Origin of the sequence: Thiobacillus denitrificans (genome assembly GCF_001530125.1) — a bacterium.
In the GTDB taxonomy this organism is placed as follows: Bacteria; Pseudomonadota; Gammaproteobacteria; order Burkholderiales; family Thiobacillaceae; genus Thiobacillus; species Thiobacillus denitrificans_C.
Genome location: NZ_LDUG01000046.1, coordinates 1 through 15550 on the forward strand (window position 1 = coordinate 1; position 15550 = coordinate 15550).

15 protein-coding genes and 1 pseudogene are annotated in these 15550 nt (G+C 65.8%); 3 read left to right on the forward strand and 13 right to left on the reverse strand.

What is annotated here, in order from left to right:
* The 10 genes and pseudogenes from ABW22_RS13900 to ABW22_RS13945 form a co-directional block, all read right to left on the reverse strand.
* A pseudogene (locus ABW22_RS13900) lies at window positions 1-437 on the reverse strand (hydrogenase formation protein HypD); the annotation flags it as partial.
* Window positions 434-658 carry a HypC/HybG/HupF family hydrogenase formation chaperone gene (locus ABW22_RS13905; protein ID WP_059757976.1) on the reverse strand — a complete coding sequence of 75 codons (225 nt, stop codon included), beginning with the start codon at window positions 656-658 and terminating at the stop codon, window positions 434-436. The pseudogene ABW22_RS13900 and the gene ABW22_RS13905, both read right to left, overlap by 4 nt.
* Before the next feature lie 2 nt (window positions 659-660).
* Window positions 661-1854: a hypothetical protein gene (locus ABW22_RS13910; RefSeq protein ID WP_059757978.1), complete on the reverse strand. Its 1194-nt coding sequence runs from the start codon at window positions 1852-1854 to the stop codon at window positions 661-663.
* Window positions 1855-1866: 12 nt separating this feature from the next.
* Entirely contained in the window at window positions 1867-2700 is an 834-nt protein-coding gene (gene hypB, locus ABW22_RS13915) for a hydrogenase nickel incorporation protein HypB (RefSeq protein WP_059757982.1), read from the reverse strand.
* A 31-nt stretch (window positions 2701-2731) separates the two neighbouring features.
* A complete protein-coding gene (locus ABW22_RS13920) occupies window positions 2732-3106 on the reverse strand; it encodes a hydrogenase maturation nickel metallochaperone HypA (RefSeq protein ID WP_059757986.1) in 375 nt (124 codons plus the stop codon).
* A complete protein-coding gene (locus ABW22_RS13925; RefSeq protein WP_082708873.1) occupies window positions 3099-3617 on the reverse strand; it encodes a hydrogenase maturation protease in 519 nt (172 codons plus the stop codon). Before ABW22_RS13925 ends, ABW22_RS13920 begins: the two co-directional genes overlap by 8 nt.
* Window positions 3614-5125, reverse strand: a complete 1512-nt coding sequence (locus ABW22_RS13930) for a Ni/Fe hydrogenase subunit alpha (RefSeq protein WP_059757989.1) — start codon at window positions 5123-5125, stop codon at window positions 3614-3616. Before ABW22_RS13930 ends, ABW22_RS13925 begins: the two co-directional genes overlap by 4 nt.
* A gap of 11 nt (window positions 5126-5136) precedes the next feature.
* A complete protein-coding gene (locus ABW22_RS13935) occupies window positions 5137-5712 on the reverse strand; it encodes an NADP oxidoreductase (RefSeq protein WP_059757993.1) in 576 nt (191 codons plus the stop codon).
* A complete protein-coding gene (locus ABW22_RS13940) occupies window positions 5709-6464 on the reverse strand; it encodes a 2Fe-2S iron-sulfur cluster-binding protein (RefSeq protein WP_237763356.1) in 756 nt (251 codons plus the stop codon). Before ABW22_RS13940 ends, ABW22_RS13935 begins: the two co-directional genes overlap by 4 nt.
* Window positions 6461-8287 carry an NAD(P)H-dependent oxidoreductase subunit E gene (locus tag ABW22_RS13945; RefSeq protein WP_059757997.1) on the reverse strand — a complete coding sequence of 609 codons (1827 nt, stop codon included), beginning with the start codon at window positions 8285-8287 and terminating at the stop codon, window positions 6461-6463. Before ABW22_RS13945 ends, ABW22_RS13940 begins: the two co-directional genes overlap by 4 nt.
* A gap of 260 nt (window positions 8288-8547) precedes the next feature.
* On the opposite strand from ABW22_RS13945, the gene ABW22_RS13950 reads away from it, so the two are divergent.
* Window positions 8548-9429, forward strand: a complete 882-nt coding sequence (locus ABW22_RS13950) for a universal stress protein (protein WP_157648658.1) — start codon at window positions 8548-8550, stop codon at window positions 9427-9429.
* A 182-nt stretch (window positions 9430-9611) separates the two neighbouring features.
* On the opposite strand, the gene ABW22_RS17440 is transcribed toward ABW22_RS13950, so the two are convergent.
* Window positions 9612-9794 carry a hypothetical protein gene (locus ABW22_RS17440; RefSeq protein WP_059758004.1) on the reverse strand — a complete coding sequence of 61 codons (183 nt, stop codon included), beginning with the start codon at window positions 9792-9794 and terminating at the stop codon, window positions 9612-9614.
* The gene (locus ABW22_RS13960; protein ID WP_059758006.1) at window positions 9795-12503 is read right to left on the reverse strand and encodes a cation-translocating P-type ATPase; all 2709 of its coding nucleotides are present in this window, start codon (window positions 12501-12503) and stop codon (window positions 9795-9797) included.
* A 123-nt stretch (window positions 12504-12626) separates the two neighbouring features.
* Here ABW22_RS13960 and rmuC point away from each other — a divergent pair, with 123 nt between their 5' ends.
* Window positions 12627-13994: a DNA recombination protein RmuC gene (gene rmuC / locus ABW22_RS13965; RefSeq protein ID WP_059758009.1), complete on the forward strand. Its 1368-nt coding sequence runs from the start codon at window positions 12627-12629 to the stop codon at window positions 13992-13994.
* Between the two features lie 20 nt (window positions 13995-14014).
* Here rmuC and ABW22_RS13970 read toward each other — a convergent pair whose 3' ends face one another.
* Entirely contained in the window at window positions 14015-14878 is an 864-nt protein-coding gene (locus ABW22_RS13970; RefSeq protein WP_059758014.1) for a TIGR00730 family Rossman fold protein, read from the reverse strand.
* Between the two features lie 142 nt (window positions 14879-15020).
* On the opposite strand from ABW22_RS13970, the gene ABW22_RS13975 reads away from it, so the two are divergent.
* A partial coding sequence (locus ABW22_RS13975; RefSeq protein WP_193393312.1) for a transposase domain-containing protein occupies window positions 15021-15550 on the forward strand: 530 nt, incomplete at its 3' end.

Genomic DNA, 15550 nt, shown 5'->3' on the forward strand with positions numbered 1-15550 from the left:
GTGGTCTCGAAGCCGATGGCGAGAAACACCACCTCGCGCCCGGGCTGCCCGCGCGCCAGCGCCAGGGCGTCGGCCGGCGAATACACCATGCGGATGTCGGCGCCGCGGGCCTTGGCGCGCAGCAGCGACAAATCGCCCGAGGCGGGCACGCGCATCACGTCGCCATAGCTGCACAGCGTCACACCCTGGTCCAGGGCCAGCCGGATCGCCATGTCGATGCGGCCGACCGGCAGCACGCACACCGGGCAGCCGGGGCCGTGGATCATGCGCACGTTGTGCGGCAGCAGATCGACAACGCCGTAACGCGCCAGCGCATGGGTGTGGCCGCCGCAGAACTCCATGAAGCGGTAGCGCCGCGCCGGGTCCGCCTCGGCCCTCAGGCGCGCGGCAATGTTTTGCGCCAGCGCGCCGTCGCGGAATTCATCGACGTAGTTCATGTCGGGCTCCGGGCCAGTTCGGCGAACAGGGCCAGCGTGGCCTGCGCCTCTTCGACATCGAGCCTGCCGATGGCATGGCCGACGTGCACGATCACGTAGTCGCCGGGCAGTGCGTCGGGTACCAGAGCGATGGAGATCGTCTTGCGCACGCCGCCAAGCTCGACGATGGCGCCCTCGGTGCCGATGAGTTCCACGATGCGGGCGGGCAGGGCCAGGCACATGATCAGGTCTCCGTTTCGAGGGCAGCGGCCGCGGGCACCGCACCGACGGCACCGCTGCTGCCACCGGCGTGCCGCGCGCAGGCGGCGATCCAGGCCTGGCCCAGCGCCAGGCCGGCGTCGCCGCAGCCCGCGCCGTGCGGCTCAAACACAGCGAGGCCGGCGCGCCGCAACGCGGCGCCCAGGCGATCGGCCAGCACCTGGTTGGCGAAGCAGCCGCCGCCCAGCACCACGTTGCGCGTGCCATGCGTGTGTGCCAGCTCGGTGGCGCGATGCGCCAAGCCCCCGGCCAGGGCCAGGTGGAACAGGGCTGCGCCCCGGGCCTGCGCCTGGGGGCCGCTGCCGGCCAGGGTGAACAGCTCGGCCACTAGCGGACGCAAGTCGAGCGAGGTCCAGGGCAGTTCGAATTCGGGGTGCGCCTGCAGCCATTCGCGCGCCCGCAGCTCGAGCGTCATGGCCGCCTCGGCCTCGAAAGCCTGGCGCACGCTCAAACCCAGCGCGCCGGCCGCGGCGTCGAACCAGCGGCCTGCGCTGCTGCTGCGCGGGCACTGCAGGTCGCGTTGCAACAGGGTGTGCACCCCTCTGGCGGCCATCACGCCCACGTGCGGCGCGAAGCGCGGCTCGATCTCGTCGCCACGGCCCAGGGCATGGAGCGCGGCCGCCGCCATGCGCCAGGGTTCGCGCGCCGCTGCGTCCGCGCCGGGCATGGGCAGCGGCACCAGGTGGTCCAGGCGTTGCCACTGCTGCGTCGCGGCAACCCCGTTGACCCACAGCAGCTCGCCGCCCCAGGCGCTGCCGTCGTCGCCAAGACCCACGCCGTCGAGCGCCAGGCCGATCACCGGGCCCGCGACGGCGTGCTCGGCCAGCACCACGCCGATGTGCGCGTGGTGGTGCTGCACGCCGATGGCCGGCGCCTGCAACTGCTCGGCCAGCGCCAGGGCAACGCGGGTGCTGTGGAAATCCGGGTGCAGGTCGTGCGCCACCGCCTGCAGCGGGCCCGACGCCCGCGCCAGCAGCGACTCGACCGAGCGCTCCAGCGCCACACGGCTTGCGGCTTCGCCCAGGTCGCCATGCACCGGAGACCAGTGAACCTGGTCGCCATCGAGCAGGCAGGCACGGTTTTTCAGGTAGGCGCCGCAGGCCAGCACGCGCGCCGGCGCCGGGCACGGCAGGCGGGAAGTCATGATGGCGGCGCTCATGTGCTCATGTGCTCACGGCGCTACGGTGCGGACTTCGGCCACCGGCTGGCGCAGCCAGTCGATCCAGGCGTCCATGCCGTCGCCGCGCGTCGCCGAGAGTTGCAGCACGTCGATGCCGGGGTTGATGCGGCGCGCGTACGCGATGCAGCGCTCGACATCGAAGTCCACGTGCGGCAGCAGGTCGATCTTGTTGAGAACCATCAGGCGCGCGGCGGCGAACATGTCGGGGTACTTGAGCGGCTTGTCTTCGCCCTCGGTCACCGACAGCACCACGACCTTGGCGGCCTCGCCCAGATCCCACAGCGCCGGGCAGACCAGGTTGCCGACGTTCTCGATGAACAGCAGCGCCCCGCTGTGCTGGCCGCCGTGGTGATTCTCGCCATCGTGGTGGGCATGGTCGGCGGGGTGGGCGTGATGGGTGTGCAGGTCCAGCCGCTCAAAGGCGTCGCCCACCATCCGGGCGTCGAGGTGGCAGCCGCGCCCGGTGTTGACCTGGATCGCCGGCGCACCGGTGGCGCGAATCCGGTCAGCGTCCAGGCTGGTCTGCTGGTCGCCTTCGATCACCGCCAGCGGCCAAGCTGGCGTGCGGCTTTTGAGGGCTTCGATGGTGGCGCACAGCAGCGTGGTCTTGCCCGAGCCCGGGCTGGAGAGGAGGTTGTACGCCGTCACGCCGTGCGCCGCAAAGTGCGCCCGGTTGCGCGCGGCTTGCCGCTTGTTGGCGCCCAGCACGTCGGCTTCGAGCTGGATCGCCCGCAACGGACTCAATCCGGCGGGCCCGGCGCCATAGTGCAGCACACCGGTGGCCGGATCGGGGGCGTGGGCGTCGCAGCCGCAAATTACACACATGATGCATTTCCTTAATCAGTTGGGGACAGAGCTAAAGGTCTGTCCCGCAAGGTCTCACCCCATCGTCTTGCACCATCAGCTCAAGCACGCGCAAATCGGTGCCGCCGGTGGGATGAACAGGATAACCCAGGCACTGCGGGCAGGGATCGGCCCGGCTGGCGAGGGTCACCTCGGTGGCACAGCGCGGACACCAGGCGCGGCCGGGCGGCTCGTCGATGGTGATCTGCGCGCCGTCCAGGCAGGTGCCGGGGGCGATGGCATCGAGCGCGAAGCGCAGCGCACTGACTTCGACGCCGGCCAGCGCGCCCGCCTCCAGACGCAGATGCGCGACACGCCGGAAATGCTCGCGTGCGGCGGCGTCTTCCACCAGGCGCAAGATATCCCCGGCCAGGCTCAACTCATGCATGGGCCGCCTCGCCGGGGATCATTGGTGCGCCACCAGAATTTTGCGCAGCCAGCCAGCGCAGGGTCCAGGCCACGGCCAGCGCCAGGTTGGCCCGGGCCGCCTCGCTGGGTGGCTCACCGAGCTCAAAGCGCTCGCCGCGGATCGCCAGCAGGGTGCACGGCGGCGGCTCGATGCCGTGCAGGTCGCGAAACACCTGCATCACCGCCTGCGGCGACATGGCATGGGTGCTGAAGCTCATATCGCGCGCCGCCGTTAGCGCCGTCACCTCGAACGGCGCGGCGCCATTCAGGCTGGCATCGACGAACAGCACCCGCTGGCGAGCGGCCAGATCCAGCGCGTGCTCCACCTGCAACTGGAAGTCGGTCAGCAGCTCAACGCCCCTCAGCGGCGTGGCGGCGAGCAGCGCGTCCAGTTGCTCAAGCAACATCGGCCCGAGCGCGTCGTCGCCGCGGCTCGGGTTGCCCCAGCCGAACACCAGTACAGGCGCCACGGGTTCGGCGCGCGGCATCATGGCGGCGCTCCACCGGATGCACCCAGGGCGCGCCGCAGCTCGCCGCGCTGCGACCGGACGACGCGGTCGAGCAACTCGCCCTGCGGCCCGACCAGCGTCACGTCCAGCGGCATCTGCCCCAGCGCATGGGTGGCGCAGGACAGGCAGGGGTCGTAGGCCCGGATCGCGACTTCGATGTGGTTGAGCAGGCCCTCGGTGATCTCGCGGCCGTCCATGTATTGGCGCGCGACTGATCGCACGGCCGTGTTCATTGCCTGGTTGTTGTGGGTGGTGGCAACGATCAGGTTGCACATCGTCACCAGGTCGTCGTCACCGACGGCGTAGTGGTGGATCAAGGTGCCGCGCGGCGCCTCGATCACGCCGATGCCCTCGCGTCGTCGCGGGCCAGAGGCCATCAGCTCGCCGGCCAGAATGTCGGGGTCGTCCAACAGTTCGGCAATGACTTCCATGCTGTGCAGCACCTCGATCATGCGCGCCCAGTGGTAGGCCAGCGGGGCGTGGATCGGCTGCCCCCGGCCCCAGGCCAGGAATTCCCGGCGTTGCACCTCAGCCAAGGGCGTAGGGATGAAGTCGCAGTTCTGGATGCGCGCCAGCGGCCCGACCCGGTACCAGCCGAGCTGCGGCCCGAGGCTGCGCAGGTAGGGAAACTTCATGTAGGTCCAGGGTTTGACCTCCTCTTCGATCAGGTCGAGGTAGCTCTGGTCGCTGGCGCCGTCCAGGATGATGTGGCCGGCCGCATCGCGGGCGCGCAGCACGCCATCAAAAAGGTCCAGCGCCCCATCGGCGCGCACCAGCGACAGCATATTGGCCGGGACGCTGCCAAAGCTGTCGTACAGCGCGGGATTCTGCGCGTGGAGCTGCTTGGCGATGTTCACCGCATCCTGCGCCCACTCGATCATCTGGGCTACGTCGCGCCGCAGCAGCGCGCGGTCCTCAAAGCTCACGTGCTTGTTCATGCCGCCGGGCACCGAGCCGGTGCCGTGCACGCGCTTGCCGGCGGTGGCGCGGATCACCTCCTGGCCGAACTTGCGCAGCAGCACGCCCTTTTTCGCGATGTCGGGGTGCGCTTGTGCCACGCCGACGATGTTGCGCTGGTTCAAATCAGAATCGAAGCCGAACAGCAGGTCGGGTGACGAGAGGTGAAAGAAGTGCAGCGCGTTGCTCTGCATCACCTGGCCGTAGTGCATCAAGCGGCGTATCTTGTCAGCGGAAGGGGTGGGCGTCGCCCCCACCACCAAGTCGAGCGCCTTGCAGGCCGCCAGGTGGTGCGACACCGGGCAGATGCCGCACAGCCGCTGCACCATCACCGGCACTTCCCAGTAGGGCCTGCCCTCGATGAACTTCTCGAAGCCGCGGAATTCAACGATGTGCAGCCGCGCCTGCTGGACCCGGTTGTTCTCGTCGAGCAGCAGCGTGACCTTGCCGTGGCCCTCGACGCGCGACACCGGATCGATCGCCACGCGGCGCAGGCCTTGCGGCTGGGAGGCAGTTTCGAGGTCGGCGCTCATTTCATCTAATCTCAGTCGTAGTGCATCAGGCCATGGCCCAGATGCGGGGTGCGCCCGGCCATCAGGTCGTTCAGGAAGGTCCAGAACGCGTTGGCCGAGGGCGGGCAGCCGGGCAGGAAGTAGTCCACGTGCACCACCTCGTGGATCGGGTGAACCTGATTCAACGGCAGGGGCAGTTCAGGGTCGTCGGGGATGCGGCAGCTCGCGCTCAGGCCTTGTCGAGTGCAGTACACATCGGTAAGAATGGCGCCGATATCCATGTGGTTGCGCTGTGCCGGCAGCCCGCCGGTGATGGCGCAGGCGCCCACCGCCACCAGCGTCTTGCAGTGGGCGCGGAACTCGCGCAGCACCAGCACGTTCTCGGCATTGCACAGGCCGCCCTCGATCAGGCCGATGTCGCAGACGCCGACCTGCTTGATGTCGGTCAACGGCGAGCGGTCGAACTCGATGTGCTCGATCAGCTCGAACAGCCGCTCGTCGATGTCGAGGAAGGACATGTGGCAGCCGAAGCAGCCGGCCAGCGAGACGGTGGCAAGCTTGAGCTTGCGCGGCGCCTGCAAGGGCGGCAGTGGGGCGGGCGTGGTCATGGCGAGTCTCCATCGCCCTGGGTCTGCTGCGAGACGGGTGCCTGGTCGAAGCGGCGCTGGCCGATCGGGATGGCGAAACCGCGCCGCTTGGGCAGGATCACGCCCACCGGGCAGATGCTCGCGGCGCGGTCACCGAGCGCCATGTCGGCGTCGCCCAGTCGGCCACTGTCGCTGTTGACCAGCAGGTGGGTGTGAATGCCGTGGCCGCCAATCGCAAAAACGGACTTGCCGTCAACGTCGCGGCTGGCGCGCACGCACAGCTCGCACAGGATGCAGCGGTTGAAGTCGAGCAGCAGGTCGGGGTGACTGGCATCGACCGGGCGGTTGGGGTAGAACTGCTCGAAGTGCGGGCCTTCCATGCCCATCTGGTAGGCGGTGGCCTGCAGCAGGCAGTTGCCGCTCTTCTCGCAGCTCGGGCAGAAGTGGTTGCCCTCGACGAACAGCATCTGCAGCAAGGTCTTGCGCTGTGCGTTGAGCTCGGCGGTATCACTCTGGACCTCCTGCCCCGCCGCTGCCTGCATGGTGCAGGCCGCCCCGGCGCGGCCGTTGACCTTCACCGTGCACAAACGGCACGAACCGTGCGGATGGAAGTCCGGGTGCCAGCACAGGTGCGGGATGTAGCGGCCAGCGCGGGTGGCGGCCTCGATGAGGGTCTCGCCCGCCTGGAATTCAACATCCTGGCCGTCGAGTGAAAAGGTGGCCGGGCTGCCGGGCGCAGCGCGCATGTCATCCATGTCATGCACGTCGCTCATGGTGAAATCTCCAGGTGCGCCGCCGGATCGTCGCGGCCCGTCATGCGCCGCGCGATCGACAGTTCGGCATCGAGGTCGAAGCCGGGCTCGAAGTGCAGCGACTCCAGCCGCCGCTCATAGGCCGGGCGGAACTTGATGATCGTGTCGCGCAGCGGATTGCAGGCCGAGGCGCCCAGGCCGCAATGCGTGGTGCCGTGCAGCAGCAGGTCGAGCTCGAACAGCACGTCGAGGTCGTGCCGCGAGCCGCGGCCCCCGCCAGTCGCGTTCGCCAGCTTGTCCAGGCGCTTGACCACCAGTGCGGTGCCGACGCGGCACGGCGTGCAAAAACCGCAGCTCTCATGCGCGAAGAAATGCGCGAAGTTGCGCGCCACCTCGAACATGTCGCGGGTGCAGTCGAACACCATGAAGGCGCCGGCGCTGGGCACGTCCTCGAACGCGATGCGCCGGTCGAATTCGAAGGCCGACAGGCAGACGCCCGACGGCCCGCCGACCTGCACCGCCTGGGTGTCGCGCGCGCCGCAGTCTTCGAGGATTTGGTCGATGCGCGTGCCGAAGGGGTACTCGTACAGGCCGGGGCGCTCGCAGTCGCCCGAGACCGAATGTATCTTGGTGCCGGTGGACTGATGGGTGCCTATGCCGGCCCACCAGGCGCCGCCCTGCGCGGCAATGTGGCTGGCCGCGCAAAAGGTCTCGACGTTGTTCACAATGGTCGGCTGGCCCAGGTAGCCCTGCTCGACCGGAAACGGCGGGCGGATGCGCGGCGTGCCGCGCTTGCCTTCGAGCGATTCGATCAGGGCCGACTCTTCGCCGCAGACATAGGCGCCGGCGCCGACGTGGATGGCGATGTCGAAATCGAATCCCGCCCGGCCCAGAATGGCGCTGCCGAGCAGGTTCTGGTCGCGCCGCCGCTGCAGCACCGCCTGCAGGTGCTCCAGCAGATAGCGGTACTCGCCGCGCAGATAAAGCAGGCCTTGCCGGGCGCCGATGACGAGCGCGGCCACCGTCATGCCTTCGAACACCTCGTCGGCATGGCGCGCGAGCAGCACGCGGTCCTTGAAGGTGCCGGGCTCGCCTTCGTCGGCGTTGCACACCACGTAATGGGTCGAACCGGGCGCCGTGCCGGGTATCGAGCCGGTCGCATTGCGGCACAGTTCCCACTTCAACCCGGCGGCAAAACCGGCACCGCCGCGCCCACGCAGATTCGAGCGCTTCATGTCGTCAAGCATGGCCTGCGCGCCGCGCGCCAGCGCCGCCGCGATGGCCGCGCCGGGCGCCAGCGGCATGCCCAGCAGCACGTCGGCGCGGCGGATGTTGTGGTCGATGGCGAACCAGTCCGCCGGCCACTGCGGCACCGGCACTTCAGCCCGGATCAGTTCGGCCAGCTGCGCCACCCTTGGCGCGTCCAGGCGGGTGATCACATGGTGGTGGTTGACCAGCAGCGCCGGACCCTGATCGCACAGCCCCGTGCACGAAGTTTGGTCCACGCTCACCCGGCCGTCGGCGCTGACCTGGCCGGGCTTGATGCCCAGCCGGGCGCACAGATCGGCCATCAGGGCCTCGCTACCCAGCATGCGGTCGGTGATGTTGTCGCTGAACAGCACGCGCAAGCGACCCATCGGCCGGGTGTGAAAGAAGCGGTAGAAGCCGGCCACGCCTTCCACGTGGGCCAGGGTCAGCTTCAGTTCGCGGGCCATCGCGCTGAGCAGGGAACGGGGCAACCAGCCCATCAGAGCCTGCGTTTCCCGCAGGATCTGAACCAGCGCATGCGGGTCGCGCCCGTGGCGAGACAGCACTCGCTCGAAGGCGGCGGACTCTATGCTCATGGCGACAACTTCGCTTTCACTCTTGACATGGCAATCCCTATGCGGTGGCTCACTCAGGTTGGTTGGATAACCCTCAAAAAGCCGGGCCCTGCTTCGCCAGAAGCGGAACGACGAACCGTACGCAGTTTCGAGTTTCACGTTCAAGTCGGCGCACAAGTTGACCTGGATCAAATCCGCCGCAGGGAAATGATCAAGCATGAGTGTAGCCACTCTTGATCCACGTTCCCGGAGCGGCATTGACCTACGAGGAGAATCAGACCATGACGAAGATTTTCAGCATTGTGGCAGCCACTGATTTCTCACCTGGTTCGAGTGCGGCTGTCGAGCGTGCGGTGCAACTGGCTGTGGCGCATGGTGCGTCGTTGCGCCTGTTGCATGCGTTCGATGTGAGCGCCTGGCACAGCCTGAAGGGCGTCTTCGACCCGCAGCGTTTGACCCTGAGCCCGCCCCCGGACGTCAGGATGCAGCAGCACCTGACCGACCTGGCGGCATCGCTGATGACGCAGACCGGGCTGGAGGTCGAAGCCCGGTTCACCGTCGGCGACGCGGACAGTGCGATCAACGCATATGTGACGGCCCATGACATATCTCTGGTCGTGATCGGTTCGCGCGCCGAGCCCGCCATGCCGGGTCTGGGCAGCACCGCTTCGAAAGTGGTTCGATCACCGGCATGCCCGATCCTGATCGTGCGGTCGACAGTATCCCGGCCTTATGACAAGGTGCTCTCGGCGGTCGACATGCGCGATGGTTCGATTCGTGCAGCGTCCGGGGCCATCATGCTGTTCCCGGCAGCACACCATCACCTGCTCTATGCGGTGGACCCGGCACTGGAACGCGCCTTGTGGATGGGCGATGTTGCGAGGGAGCAGACACAGGTGCTGCACGATTCGATGCACGCAAAAGCCGTCCGGCAGCTCGAGCAGTTGGCGCAGGAGCTGACAAAGGACGCCGTGCATCAGGTCACCGCCGAGGTGGTCGATGACGTGCCGGCGCGGGCCATCGCCCTGCGCGCGGCGGCGCTGCCCGCCGATTGCGTCGCCGTGGGCCACCACGGCCAGGGCGCGGTCGCCGAGCACCTGCTGGGCAGCATGGCCCAGCATGTGTTGCACCACACCCTGCGCGACGTGCTGGTGGTGCCATGAGAGGAGTTGCGCCGCCACGCCAGTGCAGATCGGTGGGCTGCCCGGCACGCAGCCGCAGCCCGCGCCCGACAAGCCGGCCCCGCCCCGTGCGCCGGATAACAAAGCGAGCGAACCCAAGGACCCCACGGATGTGGTGCGCCCGGGGGCCGGGGCCATGGAGGTCACGGCCGAGGACGACTGCACTACTGCGGTAACGCCAGCACCACCAGCGCCCCTCGCCAGCCGGTACGGGTCAGGCGCCGCAGGGCATCGCGCAGACGCTCGCCGCCGAGCCGTGTTATCTCTTCGGAAAACGCCGCCAGTCCATGCAGAAGCAACATGACTGCTGCCAGGGCCGAGAAGATCAAGGTGAGCAGCGCATTCATTCACATGCTCCGCACATGCAAGCGACGCAGTACGAACTTTTCCACCTCGACCGCGAGAAACTTGACGAGGCCCAGCGTGAGGATGACGAGCCAGGACGCGGCATCCAGCGCCGCCGTCTGGAACACCTGTTGCATTGGCGGGGCGTAGGTGAGAAGGAGTTGGAACGCGATCAGCAGCGCGCACATCCAGAGGGCGATCTTGTTGCCGGTGAGTATGTCCCGTGTGAAAGCGGACGCGGTGAAGTGCCGCACATTGAAAAGATACACCAGCTCGCCCAAAACCAGCATGTTGACCGCAGCCGTGCGCGCCACCTCAAGGCTGCTGCCGCGCGCGATTTCCCATTCGAACACGGCGAAAGTCACCGCGATCATGAGCAGGCTCACGTAGGCGATGCGCACGCCCAGTATCCGTGTGATCAGGGGTTCCGAGGGCTTGCGCGGCGAACGGCGCATGACACCCGGCTCGGCTGGCTCGAAGGCCAGTGCCAGGGACAGTGTGACCGCTGTGATCATGTTGACCCACAAAATCTGGCCGGCCGTGACTGGCAGTGGCACGCCAGCGAAGACCGCCAGCAGGATGACGCCTGCCTCGCCGCCGCTGGTGGGCAGGATGAAGAGCAGTGACTTTTTGATGTTGTCAAACACCACCCGGCCCTCGCGTACGGCACGGGCAATGGTGGCGAAATTGTCATCGGTGAGCACCAGATCAGCGGCTTCTCGGGCGGCATCGGTTCCCTTGTGTCCCATGGCCACGCCGATGTCGGCGGCCTTGAGCGCGGGCGCGTCATTGACACCATCGCCGGTCATGGCAACCAGCTCGCCTTGGGCCTGCAAGGCGGCTACCAGACGCAGCTTGTGCTCGGGACTGGCACGGGCGAATACGTCGGTTTCCAGAGCGACGCGCTGGAGTGACTGATCGTCCAGTGACTCCACCGTTTCTCCGGTGAGGGCGTGATCAGCGCTCAGCCCCAATTGCCGACCGATGGCCGCCGCGGTGACGACGTGGTCGCCCGTGATCATTTTGACGCGCACCCCGGCGCGCTGGCATTCGGCAACCGCCGCAATGGCTTCCTCCCGCGGCGGATCGATGAGGCCGACCAGCCCCAGCAAGGTGAAGCGCCGGGTGATGTCGGCCATGGACAACGCTGTCGTGCCGGCTCGCATGTCACAGCGCGCCAGCGCCAGCACGCGCTGCCCGACACGAGCTGCGTCCTCCATGCGCGCTTCCCAGGCGGTGCCATTGCGTAATGGGTCGCTGGCATCCTGCACGCACAGGCCGAGTACGTGCTCCGGGGCACCCTTGAGCAAAACGAAGGCATGGCCCGCGTGGTCATGATGCAGTGTGGCCATGAAGCGGTGTTCCGACTCGAACGGGATTTCGTCGATCCGGGGCGTGGATGTGGCAGTTTCGATTGGATCCAGTCCAGCCTTGTGGGCGAGTGTCAGCAAAGCCCCTTCGGTGGGGTCGCCCACAAGTTGCCAGCCTTTGGCAGCATCGTGCTTGAGTTGTGCATCGTTGCACAGCAGTGCGCATCGAGCCAAGTCTTGCAGCGCCTCATCCTGCGCAGCTTCCACGGGCACACCGTCGCAGTGAAACCCCCCCTCTGGCGCATAGCCGGCACCCGTCACGTCCAGGGTGTGATTGGGCAGCATGACCCGCACTGCGGTCATCTCGTTCTTGGTGAGCGTGCCGGTCTTGTCCGAGCAGATCACTGTGACCGAACCCAGGGTCTCCACGGCCGGCAAACGCCGCACGATGGCGTTCTTGCGAGCCATCGTGCGGGTACCAATGGCCAGCACGATGGTCACGATAGCCGGCAAGCCCTCGGGGATGGCTGCCACCGTTAACCCCACCACCGCCAGAAAAATATCGAGCATCGGCATCTCGCGTACGAAATACCCGAAGAGAAAGGTGATCAGCCCTGCCGCCAGAATGAACAGCGTGATCTGGCGAGCGAACTGATCAAGCCGGCGCGTCAGTGGCGTGACCAGTGTCTGCACCTCACCCACGAGCGTGCCGATGCGACCAATTTCGCTCAACTGTCCCGTGCTGACCACCAGACCGCGCGCCTGGCCGAAGCTGACCACCGTGCCGGAATAGGCCATGCAGGTTCGATCGCCGATGGACGCGTCGCTGCCCACGGGTTCTGTGCCCTTGTCCACAGGCATCGATTCGCCAGTAAGGGCCGCTTCGTTGACCCGCAGGTTCTTCACCCGCACCAGACGCAGGTCGGCGGGTACCCGCACACCAGACTCCAGCAGCACGATATCGCCCGGCACCAGCAGGGCAGCGTCTATCTCGTGTCGCTCGCCCTCGCGCAGCACGGTGGCACGGCTGGCCAGCATGGCGCGTACGGCATTCAGCGCCTTCTCTGCTTTGCCTTCTTGAATGAATCCGATGAGAGCATTGATCAATACCACGCCAGCAATCACGCCCGCGTCCACATAGTCTTTTAGAGCGAATGTGACGGCCCCTGCGACCAGCAGCACATAGATCAGGGGATTGTGAAGCTGCAGGGCCAAGCGCAGCCAGGGTCCACGTCGCTTGGATGCTGGCAGGCTGTTGCGGCCATATTGCTCTAAACGGCGGGAAACTTCCTCGCCGCTCAGGCCCGTGTTGGCGGTGACAGACAGGGTCTGCAGCGCCTCGGACTCTGACAGCGTGTGCCAGACGGACCTGTGATCGGACACTGGAGATTGAAGCGGCATTTTGGAAACCTGATGGATAGAACGTCATCTTATCGACACTCCTGTCAGTTTTGCTGTCCTGTCTCCCGGTTCCCCGGACATGGCGGTGTTTTGAACAACAATAGCGCCCTGGGAGAAATTGCTTTGAATGACGTTTTGCTGTGGCTTGTCTTGGCGCTGGCCGTTTTGAATGGGTTGGTATTGTTGTGGCTGGCCTTGCGCCGCTCGGATGCTGCGGGGGTTTTGGCGGCAGAGCAGGGCAAGGCCGAGTTGCTGGCGGCTGTGCAGGGTAGCTCCGAACGCATGGAGCGTGAACTGCGACGCGAGATCAGCGAATCATCACGCAGTGGCCGGCAGGAGCTCAACACGACGTTTGCGACCTTTCAGCAAACGTTGGTGCAGCAAAGTTCAGAAGCCATTCGCACGCAAAACGCGCAGATTGATGCGTTTGCGCAGCAACTCACGCTATTGCAAAAAACTCTGTCGGACACCCTGACCACGCAGCTGCAATCGGTCAGCGAATCCAATGCCCGCCGCATGGTGGAAGTGCGGGAAACGCTGGAAAAGCAGCTGGCACAACTGCAGCAAACCAATTCGGCCAAGCTCGACGAGATGCGCAAGACCGTTGATGAAAAACTCCAAACCACGCTCGAAACGCGCCTGGGCGAGAGCTTCAAGCAGGTCGCGGACCGGCTGGAACAGGTGCACAAGGGTCTGGGTGAAATGCAGACTTTGGCGCAGGGGGTCGGTGACCTCAAGCATTTGCTGACCAATGTCAAAACGCGCGGTATCTTTGGCGAGGCCCAACTGGCCGGTTTGCTGGAGCAGGTGTTTACCGTCGATCAGTACGCAGCGCAGATCGTCACATGCCCTGGCGGAAAAAACCCGGTCGACTTCGCCATCAAGCTGCCGGGGCGTTCCGATTCGGGTGAACCACTGTGGCTGCCGATTGATGCGAAATTTCCCAACGAAGATTATGAGCGCCTGCTTGATGCGCAGCAGCGCGCGGATGTGCCTGGCGCTGAAATGGCTGGCAAAGCGCTGGAAATCCGGATCCGGCTCGAGGCCAAATCGATGTCGGAAAAATACATAGCGCCGCCGTACACCACGGACTTCGCCATCCTGTTTTTGCCAACCGAGGGCTTGTATGCGGAAGTGCTGCGCCGCCCCGGCCTGATGGAGAGCCTGCAGCGCGACCACCGCATCACGCTGGCCGGTCCCACGACGCTGCTGGCCATGCTCAGTTCGCTGCAAATGGGCTTCAGGACGCTGGCGCTTGAGAAGCGCTCCAGCGAGGTGTGGCAGGTGCTGGGCGCCGTCAAGACCGAGTTTGGCAAGTTCGGCGACGTGCTGGCCAAGGTGAAGTCACAGACCGAAACCGTGCTCAATACCCTGAGCAGCGCCGAGCAGCGCAGCCGCGTCATGGGCAAGGCCTTGCGCAACGTCGAGGCATTGCCCGAGCTCGAGTCGGCCCGCTTGATTCCGATGGACAAGGACCCGGACGATAGCTGAGGCGCCCCGGGGGCTGCCGGTTACAGTTCGTAAAATGTTTTGATTGCGTCCCAGGCCAGCTGCGGGTCATCGACGTACTGAAAGAGCTCGAGGTCTTCCCGCTTGATTGCGCCTTCTTCAATCAGCACTTCAAAGTTGAAGAGCCGTTTCCAGTACTCGGAACCGAAAAGAATGATGGGCACGGGCTTGGCCTTGCGGGTCTGCACCAGGGTGATGATTTCAAACAGTTCGTCGAGCGTTCCGAACCCGCCCGGAAAAGCCACCAGCGCTTTGGCGCGCATCATGAAGTGCATTTTGCGCAGGGCGAAGTAGTGAAACTTGAAGTTCAGCGACGGCGAGATGTAGGAGTTGGCCGATTGCTCGTACGGCAACACAATGTTGAGTCCCACGTTGAGGGCGCCCATTTCCTGGGCGCCGCGGTTGGCCGCCTCCATGATGCCAGGGCCGCCGCCCGTGCAGATGAACAACTGCTCTGAAGGGGGGCGCGGGTTGCTGTAGGTCGCTACGATGCGCGCAAACAGGCGGGCCTGCTCGTAGTAATGGGCGTTGCGCACATGGCGGCGGGCCATCGTCAGCGCTTCCTCATCGCCGCTTTCCTCGGCCAGCTTCAGGGCTGCGCTGGCCTGCTCGGGCGCGGGAAAGCGTGCGCTGCCAAACACCACGATGGTGTTTTCAACCCCTAGCGCTTGCTGGTCGATCTCGGGCTTGAGCATTTCAAGCTGAAAGCGGATGCCGCGCGTTTCGCGCCGCAGCAAAAATTCCGGGTCGGCAAACGCCAGGCGATTGGCATCGGGCCGCAGCGGTGTCGTGTCCTTGGACAGCGCTTGCAGTTCAGCCCAGGCGTTCGCCAGGCGGTCTTCGGAGAGGTCTTGATTTTGTTCCATGCGCCATTGTCAACGAGTGAAAGGATTATTTCCGCGGGCCACAGCCAAACAAAAAAGGCTCCATGAGGATAATGCCAGTCAGTTAAGGCATTTGCAGCCGAGGTAGGGTAAAAAAGGGACGTGTTCATCACGTCCCTTTTTTATGGAATTTCAAGCAGAGCTATCGCAAACGCTGGACAAGACGCCGGCGTGTCTGGATGGGTTGAGCAGCCTCATTGAGCTGCCCTGGATCGAGCAGGCCTTGCAGGCCACGGGCAAGGCCTCCATCCGGCGGCGCCGACTGCCCGCCGAGCATGTGGTGTGGCTGGTGATCGGCTTGGCACTTTTCAGAAACCAGCCCATCTGGCATGTGGTGCGCCAGCTTGACCTGGTGCTGGACGCGCCCAAGGCGGTGTGCGCGCCCAGTGCAGCGGTGCAAGGCCGTCAGCGACTGGGAGATGAGCCGCTGGCGCACCTGTTCAAACAACTCACCCAGGCATGGGGAGCGCAGCGCGACGCCCAGGCACCGGGCTTGAACGGTCTGCGCGTGCTGGCCGTCGATGGCGTGGTGTGGTCCGCCCCGGACACCCCCGAGAACCGCGCAGGGTTGGGCTGCTGCGCCAACCAGTATGGCGTGGGAAGCTGGCCGCAGATTCGCGCCGTGTGCCTGATGGACACGCACAGTCACGAACT

Excerpts from the sequence above, each read along its gene's own strand:
- ABW22_RS13935 (WP_059757993.1), bottom strand. The coding sequence starts at position 5,712 with ATGACCACGCCCGCCCCACTGCCGCCCTTGCAGGCGCCGCGCAAGCTC.
- ABW22_RS13940 (WP_237763356.1), bottom strand. The coding sequence starts at position 6,464 with ATGAGCGACGTGCATGACATGGATGACATGCGCGCTGCGCCCGGCAGC.
- ABW22_RS13970 (WP_059758014.1), bottom strand. The coding sequence starts at position 14,878 with ATGGAACAAAATCAAGACCTCTCCGAAGACCGCCTGGCGAACGCCTGG.
- ABW22_RS17440 (WP_059758004.1), bottom strand. The coding sequence starts at position 9,794 with ATGAATGCGCTGCTCACCTTGATCTTCTCGGCCCTGGCAGCAGTCATG.
- ABW22_RS13950 (WP_157648658.1), top strand. The coding sequence starts at position 8,548 with ATGACGAAGATTTTCAGCATTGTGGCAGCCACTGATTTCTCACCTGGT.
- ABW22_RS13930 (WP_059757989.1), bottom strand. The coding sequence starts at position 5,125 with ATGAGCGCCGACCTCGAAACTGCCTCCCAGCCGCAAGGCCTGCGCCGC.
- ABW22_RS13925 (WP_082708873.1), bottom strand. The coding sequence starts at position 3,617 with ATGATGCCGCGCGCCGAACCCGTGGCGCCTGTACTGGTGTTCGGCTGG.
- ABW22_RS13960 (WP_059758006.1), bottom strand. The coding sequence starts at position 12,503 with ATGCCGCTTCAATCTCCAGTGTCCGATCACAGGTCCGTCTGGCACACG.
- ABW22_RS13945 (WP_059757997.1), bottom strand. The coding sequence starts at position 8,287 with ATGAGCATAGAGTCCGCCGCCTTCGAGCGAGTGCTGTCTCGCCACGGG.
- ABW22_RS13920 (WP_059757986.1), bottom strand. The coding sequence starts at position 3,106 with ATGCATGAGTTGAGCCTGGCCGGGGATATCTTGCGCCTGGTGGAAGAC.
- ABW22_RS13905 (WP_059757976.1), bottom strand. The coding sequence starts at position 658 with ATGTGCCTGGCCCTGCCCGCCCGCATCGTGGAACTCATCGGCACCGAG.
- ABW22_RS13910 (WP_059757978.1), bottom strand. The coding sequence starts at position 1,854 with ATGAGCGCCGCCATCATGACTTCCCGCCTGCCGTGCCCGGCGCCGGCG.
- hypB (WP_059757982.1), bottom strand. The coding sequence starts at position 2,700 with ATGTGTGTAATTTGCGGCTGCGACGCCCACGCCCCCGATCCGGCCACC.